Here is a 20,283-nt window from a genome sequence, read left to right as displayed (position 1 = left end):
AGAAACCATGCCCGGCCTGACCCCGCACGAAGCGCTGATCCATCTGATGGTGATCACCTCGGCTTCCGACCGCGACATGACCGACGTCGAGCTGGCACGGATTGGCGACGTCACCGGATCGTGGCCGGTGTTCGAGGACTTCAACCAGAGCCGCCTGATCTCGATCGCCCAACATTGCCAGCGCCTGTTGCACGAAAAGGACGGCTTGGACGGTGTTCTGGCCAAGGCCGCGGTGGCGCTGCCGGAAAGGCTGCACGACACCGCCTATGCCGCCGCCTTCGAGGTTGCGGCGGTCGATCTGGAAATGCGGCTGGAAGAGGTCCGTGTGTTGCAATTGATCCGCCGCGCGCTCGACCTCGACACGCTGACGGTTGCCGCCATCGAGCGTTCCGCCAAGGCGCGGCATCGGATGCTGACCTGATCGTCTAGTAGAAGCTGACCGGGAAATAGCGCAGGTAGAGTTCTGCGAAGGTGCCTTTGAGCGCGATCTGCTGCAGGGCGTAGTCGAGCGCTGTGGCAAGCGCCTGGTCTTCCGGCTTGACCGCGATGGCCAGCCCCGTGCCCAGATATTCAGGCGCCAGATAAGGCCCGCCGGCGAAGCGGCAGCAATCGGCAGCCTCCGATCCTGCCAGCCAGAAGCCGAGGCGCATGCCGTCGCCGAAGGCGGCATCGACCTTGCCGGCCTTGAGATCGGTGAGCAACGCTTCCTGGGTCGGGAAGGGGGCGATCGTCACCATGCCGAAATCTTCGCGCAGCATGCGTTCATGCGCCGAGCCCGTCACCACCCCGACACGCTTGCCCTTCAGTTTTTCATAGAGCGGCTCGGTGACGGTCTGCGCCTTGGGCATGATGAAGCGCGCCGGAAACTGCAGGTAGGAACGCGAGAACGCATATTGGCTGCGCGTCTCCTTGGTCACCGCGATACCGGCCATGATCGCTTCGCCATCGCCCTTGCGAAGGGCCGCGTCCAGTTCCGCCCAGGGCAGGGCCTGGATCTGGCATTTGTCGGCGACCGCAAGCTCGGCGCAGATGGCACGGGCGAGATCGACATGGAAACCGGAAAGCCGGCCGGCGGTGTCGAGGAAGTTGAACGGCGGAAAATCCGTGGTCGTCAGGAAGCGCAGGCGCGGCAACTGCGACAGATCCGGTTTCGGCAGGCGTTCATTGCCATCCCACAACATCGGCGGCTGCGGTTCGGCGGCGCGAACGGTGCCGGCGACGGGCAGCGTTGCCGTTACTAGCGCCAGTGCTGCGATCAGCCAGCGAAACGTCACGTCGGAACTCCCGGCAACAATGCTTGTCCGCTTTTCATATGAAACCGAGGCAACGACAATCCTTTTCCGCGAGGAATACGCTCATTTGAGTGCGCGCCGGCACGTCATTGGGCCGCCAGGCGGAAAAGATCGCGCTCGTCAGCTCCGCTCATCAAGACTCGAATACCGTCCGCAAGCACACAATTGCAACCATCAGTATAGTCTAATATGATCGGGTTGTGCCTCGGTTCGGTGCGTCTTGTGGTGTGCCCCATGTATCGTAGTCGGCTTTTCTTCCAGGAAGGAAGAAACCAGCGTCCTTTGGTCGACGCGATGGCGCGCCCGTCAGGCACTTTCGATTTTATTTCACGACAGCGATGCAGTCGCGCACAGCAAAGCGCGCGGCTGCCATCGGCACAATCTGCATAGGGGTGAACAAAGCAAATAATTCTGTTCGCGTTGATCGAACAGCAAGCTGGGGAGCTTGGGGGGAACATGCGGTCGATCGATTTCGAGGGCGGCGCTGCGGCGCCGTTCCCTGACGGGATGTTTGGGCAAACGGATGTCGCGATGGATCGCGATATTCATCTCGCCGAGGCCTTCTTTCCCGAACTCGCCGAATGGGGCGGCGTGTTGTCCAGATTGCGGATGCCGACCGATCTCGCCATCAGGATCGCCATCCGCGCCCGCCAAGAGGAAGGCGGCGATTTCGCCTCCGCGCTACTTGCTGCCGGCTTCTTTGAAGCGGGCATCATCGTGCAGGCGATCGCCGCGGAACTCGGCATCAAGGTGGCGACCGACATTGCCACGCAGCGGCTCGTCCTCAACGACGAACAGGCCCTGGCGCTGTTGCGACGCGACGATGCCCGCGCGGCGATCAGGCTGATCGAGCCCGACGGTGCCGTCTCCCTCCTGATCACGCCCCGGCACCTACGGCTCGAAGCCATGCGCAACTGGCTTTCCTTGCGGCCCACCTCCGCTGCCCGCCTGAAACTCGCCGATCCCCGGCTTTTGCGGGCTGCTGTTCTAGAAAGGGTCCGGCCCATCCTGACCAGGACCGCGGTCGCTGGCCTGTCCGACCGTTTCCCGGACATGTCCGCCCGCACGGTTTTGACCGGCTGGCAGGGCGTGGTTTTCGGTGGCGTCTCGATCGCGGTGCCGGTTGCTCTCATCCTGGCTTACGAACTTCTCCTGCTTGTCCTGCATATCCTGGCGACGATCTTCTTCTTCGGCTGCGTTTTGCTGCGGGTGACTGCGATGGCCGCCTTCAGGAAACCGGCCCCGGGCCGTTCGGATATCCCACGTCCCGGCGAGGACGCCCCAATCTTTTCGGTCCTTGTGGCGCTTTATGACGAGGCGGAAATGGTGCCCGATCTGCTGGCTGCCATGGATCGCCTCGAATGGCCGCGATCGCGCCTCGAAATCAAGCTGGTCTGCGAAGCCGACGATGTCGCGACACTGGCCGCGATCCGCCGGCATGGCCTGCCTGCCCATGTCGAAGTGGTCGAGGTGCCGCCGGTCGAGCCGCGCACGAAACCCAAGGCTCTGGCCTATGCTCTGCCGTTGTGCGCGGGTGAGTATGTCGCGCTCTACGATGCCGAGGACCAGCCACACCCAATGCAGCTCGCCGAAGCCTGGCAGCGGTTCCGCGCGGGCGGGCTGGATCTCGCCGTCGTCCAGGCTCCGCTGGAAATCTCGAACAAGGGTTCCGGCCCGATCGCCCTGATGTTCGGCTTCGAATATGCGGGCCTGTTTCGCGGCCTTCTGCCCTGGCTTGCAGGTTTGCGGGTGATGCTGCCGCTCGGCGGCACATCCAACCATTTCCGGCGGTCCGCGCTGGACGAAGTGGGCGGCTGGGACCCGTTCAACGTCACCGAGGATGCCGATCTCGGCTTGCGGCTGGCGCGCTTCGGTTATCGCGCGGAGACGATTTCCAGCCCGACCTACGAGGCGGCACCGCAATTATTCAGCGTCTGGCTGCCGCAGCGCAGCCGCTGGCTCAAGGGATGGGCGCATACCTGGCTGGTGCATATGCGCGAACCGATGGGACTGCTGCGTCAGGCAGGCCCTGCCTCCTTCCTGGTGGCGCAGGTGCTGTTTGCCGGCATGCTGATATCGGTGGTGATGCACCCCATACTTCTGGTCACGCTTCTCTGGAGCATGTTCCACATCCTGCAGGACAGTCCTGACAGTCCGTTGCGTTCGTTTCTGCTGACTGTCGACATCATCAACATCGTCGGCGGTTACCTGTCCTTCCTCCTGCTCGGCTGGCAGGCGTCGTCGCCACGCGAACGGAGCGATTTCTGGAAGGTGGTCCTGCTCACGCCGGTCTATTGGGTGATGATGTCGTGGGCCGGCTGGCGCGCGATTTGGAAGTTGTGGCGGCTGCCGCATCAATGGGAAAAGACCCATCACGAGCGGGCGGCCGCGCGGCAGTTCGCCGACGGCCAGCCCGCGCAAGCGTCTATTTGAGGCCGACGAAGGACGGACCTTCGCCAATGATCTTGCCGTCTTCCTTGCCGATCACGTCGAGGTCGCGGCCTTCATAGGGCAGTGCGCGCAGGATGCGGCGGATGACGGCCAGCCTGGCGCGGCGCTTGTCGTTGGCGCGCACGATGATCCAGGGTGCGTGGTTGGTGTGGGTGCGCCTGAACATTTCGTCACGCGCCTTGGTGTAGTCGTCCCACTTGTTCACGCCGGCGATGTCGATGGGCGAGAACTTCCAGTTCTTCAGCGGGCTGTGGCGGCGGTCGTAGAACCGGGCGAGCTGTGTCTCGCGTCCGATGTCGAGCCAGATCTTGAAGAAGTGGATGCCTTCATTGTGGATCATCTTCTCGAAATGCGGCACCTCGTCGAGGAAGTTCTCATGCTGCTCGGGCGTGCAGAACCCCATCACCGGCTCGACGCCGGCGCGGTTGTACCAGGAGCGGTCGAAGGAGGTGAGCGAACCGGCGGAGGGGAAATGGACGACATAGCGTTGGAAATACCATTGCCCCCTTTCGGTTTCGGTCGGTTTGGTCAAGGCCACGTTGTGGGCGCTGCGGGGATTGAGGAACTGGTGCAGCGCGAAGATCGTGCCGCCCTTGCCGGCGGCGTCGCGGCCCTCGAAAAGCGCCATCACGCGTTCGCCGCTCGCCTGCAGCCAGGCCTGCGCCTTCACCAGTTCGATCTGCAGGCTGACGAGCGTCTCGTCATACTCCTCGCTTTTGAGCTTCTTGTCATAAGGATAGCCGCCGGCGGTCAGCTTGTTGTCTTCGATCCAGGCGGGCAGCTGCGGGGCGTCGATGTCGAACACCCGTTCCTTGCCGCCCATCTTGACCTCCAGCGGTTCGGCGATCGGAATGCCGGCGGGCGGCGCAACCTTGTCTTTTTTCATCGATACGAACCTCTCCAACTTTCAAACTCATGCTATGGGGACGCATTAAAGGGGTCCAGCGGGAAGTTGGCATCGTGCCGCCCGGATGGATGGAGTGCATATGGCTGACGTGACGGGTGAGGATCGCCGTTCCGCGAATGGCGTTGTCGCAAGGTTCTGGGAGGGGCGCTGGCATCTTCTGGCCGGCCTGGCCGCGGTGCTGGTGGTTTATGATTTCGGCGGAGCCGCCTGGGCATTGCCGCTGGCCCTGGTGCTTGTGCTTGCCGCTGCCTTCGTGCCGACAATGCGCCCGCAGCGCGTGGCCGAAAAGGCGCGGGTGGTGGAGGCTGAGGGCTTGCAGCGGCTTTCAGGCGAATATCTGGCCGCGGCTGTCGCCGACCCGCTCATCATCTTCGACGGCGCCACCACCGTCGTGCATGCCAATGCGGCCGCCTTTGCAGCCTTTGGCGGCATGGCGCCCGGCCTGTCGCTGCCGCTGAAATTCCGCGCGCCGGAAATGCAGGCACTGCTCGACAGCGTCGTTTCCGGCAAGGTCGCCTCGGACGCCGTGGATTATGTCGAGAAGTTGCCGGTCGAACGCGTCTACCGGGTCAGCGCGTCCTCGGTCGGGCACGGCACCGAGCTTTACGTGCTGGTGTTCAAGGACCAGAGCGAGACGCGCCGCATCGACCGCATGCGCGCCGATTTCATCGCCAATGCCAGCCACGAGCTGCGCACCCCGCTGGCCTCGATCGCCGGCTTCATCGAGACGCTGCGCGGGCCTGCCCGCAATGACCCGGCGGCGCGCGAACAGTTTCTGCAGATCATGCAGAACCAGACCAGCCGCATGGCGCGCCTGATCGACGATCTCTTGTCCCTGTCGCGGCTGGAGATGAAGGCCTATCTGAAGCCGGGCGCGCGCGTCGATCTGCGCCAGACGCTGGAAAGCGTCATCGATTCCCTGGCGCCGCTGGCCAGGGACGGCGGGCTGGTCGTCGAACGCGACTTCGTCGAGGGCGCCCTCGATGTGCCGGGCGATCGCGACGAACTGTTCCAGGTGTTCGAGAACCTCCTGGAGAACGCCTGCAAATATGGCCAGTCGGGCGGACGGGTGCTGGTCACGGTAGCGCGCAGCACGGCGGGACCCGAGCCGACCGTCGACGTGACCATCCGGGATTTCGGGCCTGGCATCGCCGAGGAACACATTCCCCGCATCACCGAGCGCTTCTATCGTGTCGATGTCGAAACCAGTCGCGCCCAGAAGGGAACCGGCCTTGGTCTTTCCATCGTCAAGCACATCCTGACCCGCCATCACGCGCGCATCTCGATCCGCTCCGAGATCGGCAAAGGAGCGGCCTTCACGGTCCATTTGCCAGCAAACTAGATTTCGGCGGAAACGCATATTATGTCTGGGAAAAGCGTTTCGTCTTCCTGTCACATGGCTGGCGTATCAGCAGTCACTTGACGAGCGAATCGTCGCGTCGTTCCAGAAGGCCACGCCCATGCAGTCCGTGCACATTGTCAGCGCTTATGACGAGGAACTGAAGTTCCTGGCCAAGCGCATTGCCGCCATGGGCGGCCACGCGGAACGCATGGTGGAACAAGCCGTCGCCGCCCTGGTGAATGCCGATCCGGAACTCGCCCAGAAGGTGATCCGTGACGACATGGTGCTCGACGAAGGCCAGCGCGAGATCGACGACAAGGCCATCGTCATAATCGCCCGTCGCCAGCCGATGGCGACGGATTTGCGCGAGATCGTCGGCGCGATCCGCATCTCCGCCGATCTGGAGCGCGTGGGCGACCTCGGCAAGAACGTCGCCAAGCGGGTGATGGCGGTGACCGACGGGCGCGAGGCCACCAGCCTCTATCGCGGCCTGGAAGCGCTGGCCAATCTGGCGCTGACCCAGCTCAAGGAAGTGCTGGACGTCTATGCTTCGCGCGCCGTCGACAAAATCGGCTTCGTGCGCGACCGCGACGAGCAGATCGACGCCATGTACACCTCGCTGTTCCGCGAGCTTCTGACCTACATGATGGAAGATCCGCGCAACATCACGTCCTGCACGCATCTGTTGTTCTGCGCCAAGAATATCGAGCGCATCGGCGACCACGCCACCAACATCGCCGAGACCATCTATTATATCGTCACCGGCGAGCAGATGCCGGCAGAGCGGCCGAAGGAAGACAAGACCGATCGCGTCGTTATGCAGGCCGAACTCGCGCCGAAATGACGAATTCGCTCCGCGCGCGACACGCTTGCGTTGTGGCGGTCACGGGTTCACTCTGCTTCCAAGAATGAGGACTGGTCCCTTGGGAGGTGACGGTGGACCAAGTTCGCGCCTCCGCTGTTCAATCCCCCGCCGCCGGCATCGTCGCCTCGAGCGTCTACGTGGCCGGCAAGCGTGTGGCCGACATCCCGATCGAGGAAGCGGGCGAGTGGGCCCGCAAGGACGGCCATGTCGTCTGGATCGGCTTGCTCGAACCCGACCGTGAACTGCTCCGGCGCGTCCAGGCGCAGTTCAGCCTGCATGAATTGGCGATCGAGGACGCCGAGCACGCGCACCAGCGGCCGAAGCTGGAGCAATATGGCGACGCGCTGTTCATCGTCGCCCGCACGGCGCAACTGCTGGAGGGCCGCGTCACCTTCGGCGAGACGCATCTGTTCCTCGGCCAGGGTTATCTGGTCAGCGTGCGCCACGGCCCGTCAACCTCCTACGCCACCGTGCGCCAGCACTGGGAGAGTTGCCCGACCTCACTCGCCAAGGGTGAGGACTTCGTCCTCTACGCCATCCTCGACTTCATCGTGGACAATTATTTCCCCGTGCTGGAGCAGATCGAGGACGAGGTCGAGGCGATCGAGGATGGCGTGCTGGTCAAGCCGATGGACGCCAAGGCGATCGAGCGGCTCTATATGCTGCGGCGCGACCTGCTGCGCCTGCGCAACGCGGCGCTGCCGCTGGTGGAGGTCTGCCGCAGGCTGACCAGTTCCGAACTGCCGCAGATCCACACCTTCATGTATCCGCTGTTCCGCGACGTGACGGACCACATCCGCACCGTGCAGGAAAAGATCGACAGCCTGCGCGAAGTGCTGGCTTTCGCCTTCGAGGCCAGCCTGCTGGTCGGCCAGAGCCAGGAAACGGCGATCTCGAAGAAACTCGCCTCATGGGCCGCCATTCTGGCGGTGCCGACGGCATTTGCCGGCATTTACGGCATGAACTTCAACGACATGCCGGAACTGAAGATGCAATACGGCTATCCGGCCGTACTGGCAGCCATCGCCTCGATCTGCGCCTTTCTCTATTGGCGCTTCCGCAAGAATGGGTGGCTGTAAAAGAGGGCAGTAGGGAATAAGGGAATAAGGGAATAAGGGAATAAGGCAGTAGGGCAACAAATGAATGCCCTACTGCCTTATTCCCTAGATTTACCGCGGCCGCCGGCGTTCCGAAGCGGGCTGGAAGGCAACGCGGGAATGATAGGAGCAATAAGGACCGCTTTCGCCGGCGTCGTTGCCGCAGAAGTGGAACTCCTCGGTCAGCGGGTCACCGTTCGGCCATTTGCAGGTGCGCTCGGTCAATTCGACGAGCTGCAGGCGACGGGAGATCGGCACCACCACGTTTTCGACCGGGCGCAGATACTGCCGTGCCACCGGCTCGGCGTCGAACTGCACCTGCAGGGCGGTAGCGCCGATCGAGGCGGTCACATGACGATGCGTGCTGGCGGCCCGCACCGTCGACTTGGTGGCTGTCGCGCCGCTGGAGGCGGCCTTCTTCTGGCGAGCCGGCGCAGCCGTTGTGCGACCGCGACCCGACAGCTTCAGGCGATGCACCTTGCCGATGACCGCATTGCGGCTCACTCCGCCGAGTTGGGCCGCGATCTGGCTCGCGCTCAGACCTTCCGACCACAGTTTTCTCAAGAGTTCGACTCGCTCGTCAGTCCAGTTCATAAGACTGCGCTCCTCTAAACCGCCCGGCACTTTCGGAATCCAAAACCAGTCCGGCTCTCGCCGGGCAGGCACCACATATACTGGGGTGATTAGATCCGCCGCACGAAATCTAGTTATTTCTCATTCACAATTACCGATGCGCTGACTCGGTGACAAGAGTCCCGGCGGCAACACGAATCGGATTTCGCAGTTTTCCCCAACTTGGCTGCATGCGACGCAACAGGTTGGGCCACGAGGGTTTGACAGGGTATCCTGAAAGACCTTTTCGTTGACTTCATGACCGAAAAACAGGATAAGCCGCACAGGGCCGCCGCTTGGGCGGCTTTTATTTTTCCGGTTCCGGAGCAGCATATAATGAGCGGTTCGGCGCTTTACGAGACCTTTGCTCGTGCACCCTTGGCTTTCGAGCGTGGGGAGGGTTCTTGGCTGGTGACGGACAAGGGCGAGCGATATCTCGATTTTGCCGCCGGCATCGCCGTCAACTCGCTCGGTCATGGCCATCCGCATCTGGTTTCGGCGCTGAAGGACCAGGCCGACAAGCTGTGGCACGTTTCCAATCTTTATGAGATTCCGGGACAGCGCCGGCTGGGCGAACGCCTGGTCGACGCGACCTTCGCCGACAAGGTGTTCTTCACCAATTCCGGTGCCGAGGCGCTGGAATGCGCGATCAAGACCGTACGTCGCTATCATTTCGTGACCGGCCATCCCGAGCGTTACCGTGTCATCACCTTCGAGGGCGCGTTCCACGGGCGTACGCTGGCGACCATCGCCGCCGGCGGTCAGTATAAATATCTTGAGGGCTTCGGCCCCAAGGTCGACGGTTTCGACCAGGTTCCCTTCGACGACATCGACGCCGCCGAGAAGCTGATCGGGCCGGAGACGGCGGCGATCTTGCTGGAGCCGCTGCAGGGCGAAGGCGGCATCCGTTCCTTCCCCGTTCAGTCGCTGAAGCGGCTGCGCCAGCTGTGCGACAAGCACGGCCTGCTTTTGATCTTCGACGAGGTCCAGTGCGGCATCGGCCGGACTGGCCGGCTGTTCGCCCATGAATGGGCCGGCGTCACGCCGGACCTGATGGCGATCGCCAAGGGCATTGGCGGCGGCTTCCCGATGGGCGCCTGTCTCGCCACCGACGAGGCCGCGCGCGGCATGACCGCCGGTGTCCACGGCACCACCTTCGGCGGCAATCCGCTGGCCATGGCGGTCGGCAATGCCGTTCTCGATGTCGTGCTGGCCGAAGGCTTCCTGGAGGAAGTCGGCCGTAAGGCGCTCTTGTTCAAGCAGGGCCTGGCTGCGATCGCCGACGAATATCCGGAAGTCATCGAAGGCATTCGCGGCGACGGGCTGATGCTCGGCATCAAGTGCTCGATGCCCAATGGCACGGTCAATGGCGCGCTGCGTGACCAGCATCTTCTCGCGGTGCCGGCAGGCGACAACGTCATCCGTCTGCTGCCGCCGCTGACCGTCACCGAGCCCGACATCCAGGAAGGGCTGAAGCGTATTCGCGGCGCTGCCAAGGGCCTGTCGGAAGCCGTCGCCGCGGCGGCCAAGTGATGCGGGCGATGTGATGAGCGTCCGGCATTTCACCGACCTTTCCACCGTTTCCGAAACCGATCTGCGCGCCATGCTGGATGACGCGGCGGTCCGCAAGGCCCGCCTGAAGGCCGGCGAGCGCTCCAAGCCGCTCGACGGCAAGGTGCTGGCGATGATCTTCGACAAGCCGTCGACGCGCACGCGCATCTCCTTCGATGTCGGCATGCGTCAGCTGGGCGGCGAGACCATCATGCTGACCGGCACCGAGATGCAGCTCGGCCGCTCGGAATCCATCGCCGACACCGCCAAGGTTTTGTCGCGTTATGTCGACGCAATCATGATCCGCACCACCGCGCATGAGCGGCTGATCGAGCTGACCGAGAACGCCACCGTTCCCGTCATCAATGGGCTGACCGACGAAACCCATCCCTGCCAGCTGATGGCCGACATCATGACGTTCGAGGAACATCGCGGGCCGGTCGCCGGCAAGACCTTCGCGTGGACCGGCGACGGCAACAATGTGCTGCATTCGCTGATCGAGGCCTCCGCCCGTTTCTCGTTCGACCTGAACGTCGCCGTGCCGGAGGGCAGCGAGCCGGAACCGAAGTTCGTCGACTGGGCCAAGGGCAATGGCGGCAAGATCCGTTTCACCCGTTCGGCCGAGGAAGCCGTCAACCTGGCCGACTGCATCGTCACCGACACCTGGGTGTCGATGGGGCAGGAACACAGGGCGCGCGGCCACAACGTCTTCGTGCCCTATCAGGTCAACGCCGCGCTGATGGCCAAGGCCAAGCCGGATGCCTTGTTCATGCATTGCCTGCCGGCCCATCGCGGCGACGAAGTCACCGACGAGGTCATCGACGGCCCGCACTCGGTGGTCTTCGACGAGGCCGAGAATCGGCTGCACGCTCAGAAGGCGGTGCTCGCCTGGTGCCTGGGCGCTTGATACTGGACTGCGTGATGCCTATCTCCCCGGCATCACGCAAATCGTTGGCGTTGGAAGGCATGTTCCCGGCCGGGAAGCAGTGCCGCGCCGGGGAGTTTTATTATGTTGGAAACCACGCAGTTGACTGAACGCGAACCCAAACTTGGCGAATTCGGCCACGCCGGCGACGACCATGTCGTGCCGTTCGAGGTCGGCGCGCTCGATGTGCGCGGCCGCGCCGTGCAACTTGGCCCGATGCTGGACGCCATCCTGTCGCGCCACGATTATCCGGAACCCGTCGCACGATTGCTGGCCGAGGCCTGCCTCGTGACGGTTCTGCTCGGCACGTCGCTGAAGTTCGAGGGCAAGTTCATCCTGCAGACCCGCACCGACGGGCCGGTGGACATGCTGGTCGCCGATTTCTCGACGCCGCATGCATTGCGCGCCTATGCCCGTTATGACGCCGACAGGCTGGCCGCGCTGACGGCGGCCGGCGACGTGGCGCCCGAAACCCTGCTGGGTTCCGGCGTGCTGGCACTGACCATCGACCAGGGTGAGTATACGCAGCGCTACCAGGGCATCGTCCAGCTCGACAACATCTCGCTGGAGGAAGCCGCGCGCACCTATTTCCGGCAGTCGGAACAGATCCCGACCGACCTCAGGCTCGCGGTGGCCAAGCAGATCCTGCCCGGCGGTCGTCAGCAGTGGCGCGCCGGCGGCGTGCTGGCGCAGTTCCTGCCCGAGGCACCGGAGCGCATGCGCGTGCCGGACCTTCCGGGCGGTGACGGCGATGTTGCCGAAGCCGTTCTGCAGCCGGTCGACAATTCGTGGCAGGAACTTCTGGCGCTTCTGGCGACGGTCGAGCCTGCCGAACTGATCGACCCGATGGTTGGAACCGAGCGGCTGCTCTACCGGCTGTTCCACGAGCATGGCGTGCGTGTGTTCGATGAGATCCACGTTGCCGACGATTGCTCGTGCTCGCCGGATAAGATCCGCGGCATTCTTGGCGGTTTTTCCGCCGAGGAGATCAAGGACAGCACCGAGGACGGCAGAATCCGCGTCGATTGCGAGTTCTGCTCGAAGCGCTACGACTTCGACCCGGCTGAGTTTGTCGCCGGGCAATAACACGAAGGACGGGGCGGGATTTCCCGCCCCGTTCCAGTTCGTCCTTCCGCTGGCTCGCTGACCGCCAAGCAGGAGACGTCCGGTTCCAGCCGCGAGCAGAAGCTGCGCGTCGTCGCGCGCAAATCCGGTAAGGGCGACCGCATCGATCTGGTGTTCATGGTGGGCCGGCCAGAAGGCGCCACGCGCAACGCCATCTGCCGCGTCATCGAAGATGCCGCGAGCTAGGCGCAAGCCAAAAAACAGTTCTCTTTGTTTTTCCAACACCCCGGAGACCGCCAGGTTTCCGGTTTTTTCGCAACGCGCCGAGGCTTGGAGCATCATTTCTCGTCGGTGTGGGTCTGCTTCAGCATATCCGCGAACAGGGCGTCCCATTCGGCCTCGTTCAGGCCGATCAGGCCGAGCGACCTGAGCAGGAACGCACCTTCGCCGGCCAGGAAGGCCAGGGCGATCTTCCTGTCCGCCGGTTTTGCCAGATCGAGGCCGGCGAGAAGGCTGTTGTACCAGTCACGGGTCTCGGCCACGCGCTCGGGCGCCTCCAAAAGGGCCGTCATCATGACGGCGGATCGCGAGTGCTCCGCCTCGTCCTCGTGTCTGGTGACCGAAAGATGAGCACGAATCCGCGAAGTCGGTGACGGTTCAGGCCCTGCTTCCTGCGTGACCTTGCTTTCGAACGCGTCAGCCCAGCGGGCGATCATCGCGCGGATCAGATTGTCCTTGGTGCCGAAGCAATATTGCACGCCGCTCTTGGTGATGCCCGCGGCTTTCGCCACGGCATCGAAGCTCAGCCCCGACGCTCCCATCTCGGTCACAATCGCTTCGGCGGCGTCAAGGACCTTGTCGCGGTCGATGCTGCGTGGTCGTCCGGACATCTTACCTCTTCCATTTCAATACGAACGTATTTATATAGCGGCACGCGGCGGGGCAAGCCCGCCAAGGTGAGTAGATTGAAGGAAGGTATCATGTCCCCGAGCAACCGCTGGCTGGTTCTCGCCATCGTGTCGAGCGCGCTGTTCCTGATCGTCATCGACATGACGGTGCTTTACACCGCGCTCCCCACGCTGACGCATGAGCTGAGGGCGACGGCGACCGAGAAACTCTGGATCATCAACGCTTATCCCCTTGTCGTCGCCGGTCTCCTGCCGGGCGTCGGTACTTTGGGCGATCGGCTCGGCCACAAGCGCATGTTCATGGCGGGACTTGTCGTGTTCGGCCTGGCTTCGCTGGGCGCCGCGTTCTCCCCGACGCCAGCCTGGCTGATCGCGGCGCGGGCGCTGCTCGCGGTCGGCGCTGCCATGATGATGCCCGCCACCCTGTCGCTGATCCGGCTGACTTTCATCGACGAGAAGGAACGGGCTTTCGCGATCGGCGTCTGGGCGGCCGTGGCCTCCGGCGGAGCCGCGTTCGGCCCGGTGGTCGGCGGCGCGCTGCTGGAGCATTTCTGGTGGGGATCGGTCTTCCTGATCAATGTGCCGGTGGTGATCGTCGCTCTGCTCGCCGGCGCGACCTTGCTGCCCAGCCGGCCGGGCAACAGCGATCACCCCTGGGATCTCGTCGGCTCCATTCAGGTGATGGTCGGGCTGGTGGGCCTGACCTACGCCATCAAGGAACTCGCCAAGCGCGATCCGTCATGGCTTGCCGCCGGCCTGGCTTTCGCCGTCGGTCTCCTCGCCATGGTCGTCTTCGTTCGCCGCCAACTCGCCAGCCGCTCGCCGCTGATCGACTTTTCGCTCTTCGCCAATCCGCGCTTTTCCGCCGGTGTCGCGACAGCCATGGTGGCGTCGGCGGCATTGATCGGCGTCGAGCTGGTGTTCAGCCAGCGCCTTCAGCTCGTGCTCGGCCTCTCGCCGCTGCAAGCCGGCCTCGTCATCCTGCCTATCCCTCTCGCGGCCTTCATCGCCGGTCCTGTCACCGGTCTGGCGCTACCCCGGATTGGCGCGGTGCGCGTGCTTTGGTCCTCGCTGCTTTTGGCCGGCGCAACACTCGCCGCCTATCTCATGGTGTATCGAGGTGAAACCTGGCTGTGGCTCACGGCGCTGTCGGCGATGGGCTTTGGCTTCGGCGCGGCAATGACGGCCGCATCCAGCGTCATCATGCTGTCGGCCCCCGAGGAGAGGGCCGGCATGGCGGCCTCCATCGAGGAAGTGTCCTTTGAACTTGGCGGCGCGCTCGGCATCGCCTTTCTCGGCAGCCTGATGTCGGCGCTCTACACATACGCGCTGGTGTTGCCCAACGGGATCGCCGCGCAGGCAGCCGACAGTCTGGACGAGGCACTGCTGATCGCCGAGAGGCTGGGGCCGACCGAAGCGACCGAACTCACACGGCTCGCGGGTGCCGCATTCGACCAGGCTTTTGTCGGCGTGATCGCCGCGGCAGCGGCGCTGCTGATCCTTGTCAGCCTGGTTATCTGGCGTCGGACCGCCACGGCGTGATGAGCGCTGCATCGAAGCTGCCTTTCTCTCCCCGTTTACGGGGAGAGATGCCCGGCAGGGCAGTGAGGGGCAGAGCCGGCTCCTGCCCGCTTGGTGCCGCCCCTCATCCGGCCCTTCGGGCCACCTTCTCCCCATGAACGGGGAGAAGGGGAAGCCGCTCTCCTAATTCACGACGCGCCTGGCATTCGGCAGGTCCAGCGAAAAGGCTGGGATGGCGATGTCGAACCGCTCGCCGCGCGCATTGCGCATGGTATAGTGCCCGACCATGATGCCGGACGGCGTCGAAAGCGGGCAACCGGACGTGTATTGATAGCTGTCGCCGGGGTTCAGCTCTGGCTGTTCGCCGACAACGCCGGCGCCGCGCACCTCTTCCACATGCCCGGTGCCGTCGGTGATATGCCAGTAGCGCGACAGTAATTGCACGAACTCGTCCGAACGGTTGTCGATCGTCACGCGGTAGCCCCAGAAATAGCGGCCCTCGGCCGGATCCGACCGGTCTTCAAGGTAGAACGGTTCCACCTCGACTCTGATATCTCGGGTAACGGCACTGTACATGGGCGACTCGCAGGACAACCAAGGCAAGTTTCCGTCCTCGATCCATCATGGTCAACCTTCTGTCATGTGCGCGACATGAAACGGTGATGGTGTGCCCCCGATGGCGGCCGGCCCGAGGATGATTCACGGACGCCTGACAAAGGGCTTCAGGCCGCGTTTCCGGGAGTGACCTGACTTCATGGACCTGACAACCGCAGCCGCCTCGCTCTCCGCCTTTCTGCTTCTCGTCAACTTGGTTTCCATTGCGCTCGCCTGGTCGCAACTGGAGCGTCGCCGCACGTTGCGACCGCCCGGTGAACAGGCGCCGCCGGTTTCGATCGTGGTGCCGGCGCGCGGCGTCGAGCCGTTCACCGCCGAGACGCTCGAACGCGCCTTCCGGCTCGACTGGCCCAGCTATGAATTGATTTTCTGCGTTGCCCATTCGGACGACGCCGTCGTGCCGGCGATCCGCGCCGCCATGGCGCGATTTCCGCATATACCGACGCGGCTACTCACCGGCGACGACCGCATCAGCGGCAATCCCAAACTCAACAATTGCGTCAAGGGCTGGGAGGCTGCGCATCACGACTGGGTGATCCTGGCGGATTCCAACGTGCTGATGCCGCGCGACTATATCCAGCAGATGATGGGTGCATGGCGCGCCGACAGCGGCCTCGTCTGCTCGACGCCGGTCGGCTCGCGCCCCGACGGTTTCTGGGCCGAGGTCGAATGCGCCTTCCTGAACACCTTGCAGGCGCGCTGGCAATACACCGGTGCCGCCGCCGGCCTTGGCTTCGCGCAGGGCAAGAGCATGCTGTGGTCGAAGCCGTTGCTTGATGCCAATGGCGGCATTTACGCGCTGGCCGCCGAGATCGCCGAGGACGCCGCCGCGACCAAGCTGGTCAACGGGCTCGGCCTCAAGGTCCATCTGGTCGCCTCGCCCTTCGAACAGCCGCTTGGCTATCGCACCCGTGAAGCCGTGTGGTCGCGCCAGGCCCGTTGGGCGCGGCTGCGGCGGGTCACCTTCCCGTTCTTTTTCGCGCCGGAAATCTGCGTCGGCGCGGCCATTCCGCTGCTGCTGGCACTGATCGCGGCGGCAAGCGCCGAGGTCAGCCTGTTCTGGACGACGCTCGCGGTGCTCGCGGCGGTCTATTTGCCCGAATATGCGCTGGCCGTGGCCAAGGGCTGGTATGCCTCGCCGCGGCTGATCCCCGCGATGATGGTTCGCGATGTCATGCTGCCGGCGGTGTGGCTGCGCGGCTGGGTCGGTGGCGCCATCGACTGGCGCGGCAACACCATGAACATCAGCACCAAATCCGACGAGCCCGAAGAGGTGCTCTCGGGCGCCTGATCTTCGCCGCCGTATCGTTCGCGTCCGCTTTGCGGCATGATCGGCTGCGAGGGAGGTGGGCGATGCTGACTGAGGAACGGTTCTGCAAGCTTGCGCTCGGCTTTCCCGAAGCCGTCCAAAGTGGTCATTTCGACGTGACGGATTTCCGCGTGCGCGGCAAGATATTCGCCACGCTGCGGCCGAAGGACGGCCGCGCCGTCGTCAAGCTCTCGCCCGACGAGCAACGCCTCCTGATGGAAACGGCCGCCGGCCAGTTCGAGCCGATCCCAGGCTCCTGGGGCCAGAGGGGCTGGACGCGCGTCGTTCTCGACATGGCGGACGAGGCAAGCGTCCGCCATGCCATGGCGATGGGCTGGCGCTCGGTCGCGCCGAAAACGTTGCTCCAGGCCGCCCCTTAACGAGGCGGCCCGAGCCAGCGCGGATCACGCCTTCGCCAGCGCCTGTTCGATGTCTTCCAGCAGGTCGTCGGTATCTTCCAGGCCGAGCGACAGCCGCAGCGTACCTTCGCCGATGCCGAGTTCGGCGCGCGCCTCGTCGGTGAGGTTCTTGTGCGTGGTTGTCGCCGGGTGCGTGATCAGGCTCTTGGCGTCGCCCAGATTGTTGGAGATCAGCACCACGTCGAGCGCGTTCTCGAAGGCGAAGGCCGACTTCTTGCCGCCCTTCAGGTCGAAGCAGATCAGCGTCGAGCCGCCCGTCATCTGCTTCTTGATGATGTCGGCCTGCGGGTGGTCGGCGCGGCCGGGATAGATCAGACGTCCGATCTTGGGGTGGCCGGCGAGGAAATCGGCGATCTTGCCGGCGGCTTCCGTCTGCTGGCGCACGCGCAGCGGCAGCGTCTCCAGGCCCTTCAGCAGCACCCAGGCATTGAAGGGCGAGAGGCTGGGGCCGGTGTGGCGGAAATAGTCGTGCAGGTTCTCGTCGATCCACTTCTTGTCGGACAACACGATGCCGCCGAGGCACCGGCCCTGGCCGTCGATGTGCTTGGTGGCCGAATAGACGACGATATGCGCGCCGAGCTCCAGCGGCTTCTGCTGCAGCGGCGTGGCAAAGACGTTGTCGACCACAAGCCGGGCGCCGATGGAATTGGCGAGCCTGGCGACGGCGGCGATGTCGACGACTTCCAGAGTCGGATTGGTCGGGCTTTCCAGGAAGAACAGCTTGGTGTTCGGACGGACCGCGGCTTCCCAATTCTTGATGTCGGTGCCGTCGACCAGCGTCGCCTCGATGCCGTATTTCGGCGCCAGCGTCTCGACCACCCAGCGACAGGAGCCGAACAGCGCGCGCGCCGCCACGATGTGGTCGCCGGCCTTAAGCCCGCACAGCACTGCTGCTGTTACTGCCGCCATGCCGGAAGCCGTCGCCCGGGCATCTTCCGCGCCTTCCAGCGCGCACATACGCTTTTCGAACATGTCGACGGTGGGATTGGCATAGCGCGAATAGATGAAGCCCGGCTCTTCGCCCTTGAAGCGGGCTTCGGCGCGCTCGGCGCTGTCATAGTGATAGCCTTGGGTGAGGAACATCGCCTCCGACATTTCGCCGAAGCCTGATCGCAGGGTGCCAGCGTGGACGAGCTGGGTGGCGGGTTTCCAGTTGCGCTTCTTTTCGGTCATGGCTCCGTTCCAACACAAAAAAACCGGCCGCGAAGTCGCAACCGGTCCATATGGCCTTTCATGGCCCACGGTCCTTTAGCGACTTGTTTTACGTGGCTGCAAGCCGACCGGCAAATCACCACGGGATAAAGCCCCTTTAGACCCGGGCGCGGCTTGCGTCAATTGCCGGCTTCATTAAGAGCTTGGGTTGCTGGCATGATAGCCGCACCCGGGCATGGGCCAGCCGCCGCGGAGTTGAGATTGCGCAAGACAGGCATTCTTCCCGATCAGGACATTGCCGCGCTGTTCCAGGCAGGCGCGCTGAAGTCGCCGCGTCCGCTCGATGGCGACCAGATTCAGCCGGCCAGCCTCGACCTTCGCCTCGGCGAAAAGGCCTATCGCGTCCGCGCCTCGTTCCTGCCCGGCCCCAACAGCACCGTGGCTGCCAAGCTGGAGCGGCTGAAGCTGCATGAGATCGACCTCGCCGATGGTGCGGTGCTGGAGACTGGTTGCGTCTACATCGTGCCATTGCTCGAAAGCCTGGCATTGCCGGCCGACATCTCCGCCTCGACGAACCCGAAGAGCTCGACCGGCCGCCTCGACATCTTCACCCGCGTCATGACCGATCACGGCCAGGAATTCGACAAGGTCGCCGCCGGCTATCGCGGTCAGCTCTATCTCGAAGTCAGTCCGCGTACCTTCCCGATCGTTGTGCGCACCGGTTCGCGCCTGTCGCAAATCCGCTTCCGCACCGGCAAAGCCTTGTTATCGGAAGACGAACTGCACGCGCTGCACTGCGCCGAGACGCTGGTGGCAATCGACCCGCCCAATATTTCCGGCGGCGGCATCGCGCTGTCGATCGACCTCGCCGGCGACAAGGACGGCCTGGTCGGCTATCGCGGCAAGCATCACACCGGGCTGGTCGACGTCGACAAGCGCGCCGCACAGAATGTCGTCGACTTCTGGGAGCCGCTCTATCGCAGCGGCGCCGGCGAACTGGTGCTCGATCCCGACGAGTTCTACATCCTGGTCAGCCAGGAGGCGGTGCATGTGCCGCCGCTCTTTGCCGCCGAGATGACGCCGTTCGATCCGCTGGTGGGTGAGTTCCGCGTCCACTATGCCGGTTTCTTCGATCCCGGCTTCGGCCATTCCGGTGCCGGCGGCACCGGCAGCCGCGCGGTGCTTGAGGTGCGCAGCCACGAGGTGCCGTTCATCCTCGATCACGGCCAGATCGTCGGCCGGCTGGTTTACGAGCACATGCTGAAGCGGCCGAACGCGCTCTACGGCACCGATCTCGGCTCCAATTATCAGGCGCAGGGCCTGAAGCTTTCCAAGCATTTCCGCGCTGCACGCTGAATGGCCCAGCCGCGCTGAATGGCAAGTGCAGGTCGCATGGCGCGCTTGCCTGGGTCTCTTGGCCGTGCTTGGCTGTCAGACAAGGCCGTTGGGGCCGCAAACCCGAGGGGGAAAACAATGAAGATGTCCAGGTGGATCGTTTCGGCTGCGGCCGTGGCGATGTTGGCGGCCGGCGCAAGCACTGCCTTTGCGGCCGAAAAGATCAAGATCGGCACCGAAGGCGCCTATCCGCCCTTCAACACCATCACCTCCGACGGTAAGCTCGAAGGTTTCGACATCGATATCGCCAATGCACTCTGTGCCCAGATGAAGGCCGAGTGCGAGATCGTCACTCAGGATTGGGACGGCATGATCCCGGCGCTGCAGGCCAAGAAGTTCGACGCCATCATCGCCTCGATGAGCATCACCGAGGAACGCAAGCAGAAGGTCGCCTTCACCAACAAATATTACACCACGCCGCTGGCGGTGGTGGCGCTGAAGGATAGTTCGCTGGGCGGTACCGATGGCGCCGCCGTCGCCGGCAAGACGGTGGGTGCGCAGGCCTCCACCACCCAGGCCAACTATGCCCAGGACGTCTACGCCAAGGCCGGTGCTGACGTGAAACTCTATCCGACGCAGGAAGAGGCCGTGACCGATCTCGTCAACGGCCGCCTCGACGCCGTGCTCTCCGACAAGTTCGTGCTGGTCGACTGGATGAAGCACGGCTCGGCCAAGGACTGCTGCAAGATGATCGGCGACGTCAAGGGAACCGAAACCCAGGCCGGTATCGCCGTGCGCAAGGAAGACAACGAACTGCGCGAGAAGCTCAATGCCGCCATCGACGCGATCGTCGCCGACGGCACCTACAAGAAGATCCAGGCGAAATATTTCGATTTCGACATCTATTGATCGGTTGA

Annotated in this window: 19 protein-coding genes and 1 riboswitch; of the genes, 13 read left to right on the top strand and 6 right to left on the bottom strand. The window is 63.8% G+C overall.

Annotation, left to right across the window (positions count from 1 at the left end):
• Window positions 1-7 precede the first annotated feature (7 nt).
• Complete coding sequence (locus tag FZF13_RS06090) at window positions 8-421, top strand: tellurite resistance TerB family protein (protein WP_024925963.1); 414 nt, start codon at window positions 8-10, stop codon at window positions 419-421.
• Window positions 422-425: 4 nt separating this feature from the next.
• On the opposite strand, the gene FZF13_RS06085 is transcribed toward FZF13_RS06090, so the two are convergent.
• Window positions 426-1,274, bottom strand: a complete 849-nt coding sequence (locus FZF13_RS06085) for an ABC transporter substrate-binding protein (RefSeq protein WP_024925964.1) — start codon at window positions 1,272-1,274, stop codon at window positions 426-428.
• A gap of 549 nt (window positions 1,275-1,823) precedes the next feature.
• On the opposite strand from FZF13_RS06085, the gene FZF13_RS06080 reads away from it, so the two are divergent.
• Window positions 1,824-3,725 (top strand): glycosyltransferase family 2 protein, encoded by a 1,902-nt coding sequence (locus FZF13_RS06080; protein WP_065998145.1) that lies wholly within the window; start codon window positions 1,824-1,826, stop codon window positions 3,723-3,725.
• On the opposite strand, the gene ppk2 is transcribed toward FZF13_RS06080, so the two are convergent.
• The gene (gene ppk2, locus FZF13_RS06075; protein ID WP_024925966.1) at window positions 3,718-4,629 is read right to left on the bottom strand and encodes a polyphosphate kinase 2; all 912 of its coding nucleotides are present in this window, start codon (window positions 4,627-4,629) and stop codon (window positions 3,718-3,720) included. The genes FZF13_RS06080 and ppk2 overlap by 8 nt on opposite strands.
• Window positions 4,630-4,729: 100 nt before the next feature.
• Between ppk2 and FZF13_RS06070 the strand changes: the two genes are divergently transcribed.
• The 3 genes from FZF13_RS06070 (at window position 4,730) to FZF13_RS06060 (ending at window position 7,936) form a co-directional block, all read left to right on the top strand.
• Window positions 4,730-5,992 (top strand): ATP-binding protein, encoded by a 1,263-nt coding sequence (locus FZF13_RS06070; protein WP_024925967.1) that lies wholly within the window; start codon window positions 4,730-4,732, stop codon window positions 5,990-5,992.
• 118 nt (window positions 5,993-6,110) lie between these two features.
• Entirely contained in the window at window positions 6,111-6,836 is a 726-nt protein-coding gene (gene phoU, locus FZF13_RS06065) for a phosphate signaling complex protein PhoU (protein WP_024925968.1), read from the top strand.
• Between the two features lie 92 nt (window positions 6,837-6,928).
• Window positions 6,929-7,936, top strand: coding sequence for a magnesium and cobalt transport protein CorA (locus tag FZF13_RS06060; protein ID WP_024925969.1), 1,008 nt, complete (start codon window positions 6,929-6,931; stop codon window positions 7,934-7,936).
• Window positions 7,937-8,026: 90 nt separating this feature from the next.
• Here the strand turns inward: FZF13_RS06060 and FZF13_RS06055 are convergent, their stop codons facing one another.
• Entirely contained in the window at window positions 8,027-8,548 is a 522-nt protein-coding gene (locus tag FZF13_RS06055) for a GcrA family cell cycle regulator (protein ID WP_024925970.1), read from the bottom strand.
• Between the two features lie 354 nt (window positions 8,549-8,902).
• Between FZF13_RS06055 and FZF13_RS06050 the strand changes: the two genes are divergently transcribed.
• From FZF13_RS06050 to FZF13_RS06040, 3 genes are all read left to right on the top strand, one after another.
• Entirely contained in the window at window positions 8,903-10,099 is a 1,197-nt protein-coding gene (locus FZF13_RS06050; RefSeq protein WP_024925971.1) for an aspartate aminotransferase family protein, read from the top strand.
• A 13-nt stretch (window positions 10,100-10,112) separates the two neighbouring features.
• Entirely contained in the window at window positions 10,113-11,024 is a 912-nt protein-coding gene (gene argF / locus FZF13_RS06045; RefSeq protein WP_024925972.1) for an ornithine carbamoyltransferase, read from the top strand.
• Window positions 11,025-11,126: 102 nt separating this feature from the next.
• Complete coding sequence (locus tag FZF13_RS06040; RefSeq protein WP_024925973.1) at window positions 11,127-12,128, top strand: Hsp33 family molecular chaperone; 1,002 nt, start codon at window positions 11,127-11,129, stop codon at window positions 12,126-12,128.
• Between the two features lie 317 nt (window positions 12,129-12,445).
• On the opposite strand, the gene FZF13_RS06035 is transcribed toward FZF13_RS06040, so the two are convergent.
• Window positions 12,446-12,997: a TetR/AcrR family transcriptional regulator gene (locus FZF13_RS06035; protein WP_024925974.1), complete on the bottom strand. Its 552-nt coding sequence runs from the start codon at window positions 12,995-12,997 to the stop codon at window positions 12,446-12,448.
• Between the two features lie 90 nt (window positions 12,998-13,087).
• On the opposite strand from FZF13_RS06035, the gene FZF13_RS06030 reads away from it, so the two are divergent.
• Window positions 13,088-14,557 (top strand): MFS transporter, encoded by a 1,470-nt coding sequence (locus tag FZF13_RS06030; RefSeq protein ID WP_024925975.1) that lies wholly within the window; start codon window positions 13,088-13,090, stop codon window positions 14,555-14,557.
• Between the two features lie 162 nt (window positions 14,558-14,719).
• Here the strand turns inward: FZF13_RS06030 and apaG are convergent, their stop codons facing one another.
• On the bottom strand, window positions 14,720-15,112 hold the full coding sequence (gene apaG, locus FZF13_RS06025; RefSeq protein WP_024925976.1) for a Co2+/Mg2+ efflux protein ApaG: 393 nt from the start codon (window positions 15,110-15,112) through the stop codon (window positions 14,720-14,722).
• A gap of 178 nt (window positions 15,113-15,290) precedes the next feature.
• Between apaG and FZF13_RS06020 the strand changes: the two genes are divergently transcribed.
• Together FZF13_RS06020 and FZF13_RS06015 are read left to right on the top strand one after the other, a co-directional pair.
• A complete protein-coding gene (locus FZF13_RS06020) occupies window positions 15,291-16,442 on the top strand; it encodes a glycosyltransferase (RefSeq protein WP_024925977.1) in 1,152 nt (383 codons plus the stop codon).
• Window positions 16,443-16,504: 62 nt separating this feature from the next.
• Complete coding sequence (locus tag FZF13_RS06015) at window positions 16,505-16,840, top strand: MmcQ/YjbR family DNA-binding protein (RefSeq protein WP_024925978.1); 336 nt, start codon at window positions 16,505-16,507, stop codon at window positions 16,838-16,840.
• Between the two features lie 24 nt (window positions 16,841-16,864).
• Here the strand turns inward: FZF13_RS06015 and FZF13_RS06010 are convergent, their stop codons facing one another.
• On the bottom strand, window positions 16,865-18,052 hold the full coding sequence (locus FZF13_RS06010) for an O-succinylhomoserine sulfhydrylase (protein ID WP_024925979.1): 1,188 nt from the start codon (window positions 18,050-18,052) through the stop codon (window positions 16,865-16,867).
• Window positions 18,053-18,107: 55 nt separating this feature from the next.
• A riboswitch (SAM riboswitch) is annotated at window positions 18,108-18,184 on the bottom strand.
• A 108-nt stretch (window positions 18,185-18,292) separates the two neighbouring features.
• Here FZF13_RS06010 and FZF13_RS06005 point away from each other — a divergent pair.
• Both FZF13_RS06005 and FZF13_RS06000 read left to right on the top strand, forming a co-directional pair.
• Window positions 18,293-19,387 carry a 2'-deoxycytidine 5'-triphosphate deaminase gene (locus FZF13_RS06005; RefSeq protein ID WP_024925980.1) on the top strand — a complete coding sequence of 365 codons (1,095 nt, stop codon included), beginning with the start codon at window positions 18,293-18,295 and terminating at the stop codon, window positions 19,385-19,387.
• Window positions 19,388-19,546: 159 nt separating this feature from the next.
• Complete coding sequence (locus FZF13_RS06000) at window positions 19,547-20,275, top strand: ABC transporter substrate-binding protein (protein WP_373426407.1); 729 nt, start codon at window positions 19,547-19,549, stop codon at window positions 20,273-20,275.
• Window positions 20,276-20,283 lie beyond the last annotated feature (8 nt).

This window comes from Mesorhizobium terrae, from assembly GCF_008727715.1.
Taxonomy (GTDB): Bacteria; Pseudomonadota; Alphaproteobacteria; order Rhizobiales; family Rhizobiaceae; genus Mesorhizobium; species Mesorhizobium terrae.
This window is presented reverse-complemented; position numbering and strand designations above follow the sequence as displayed.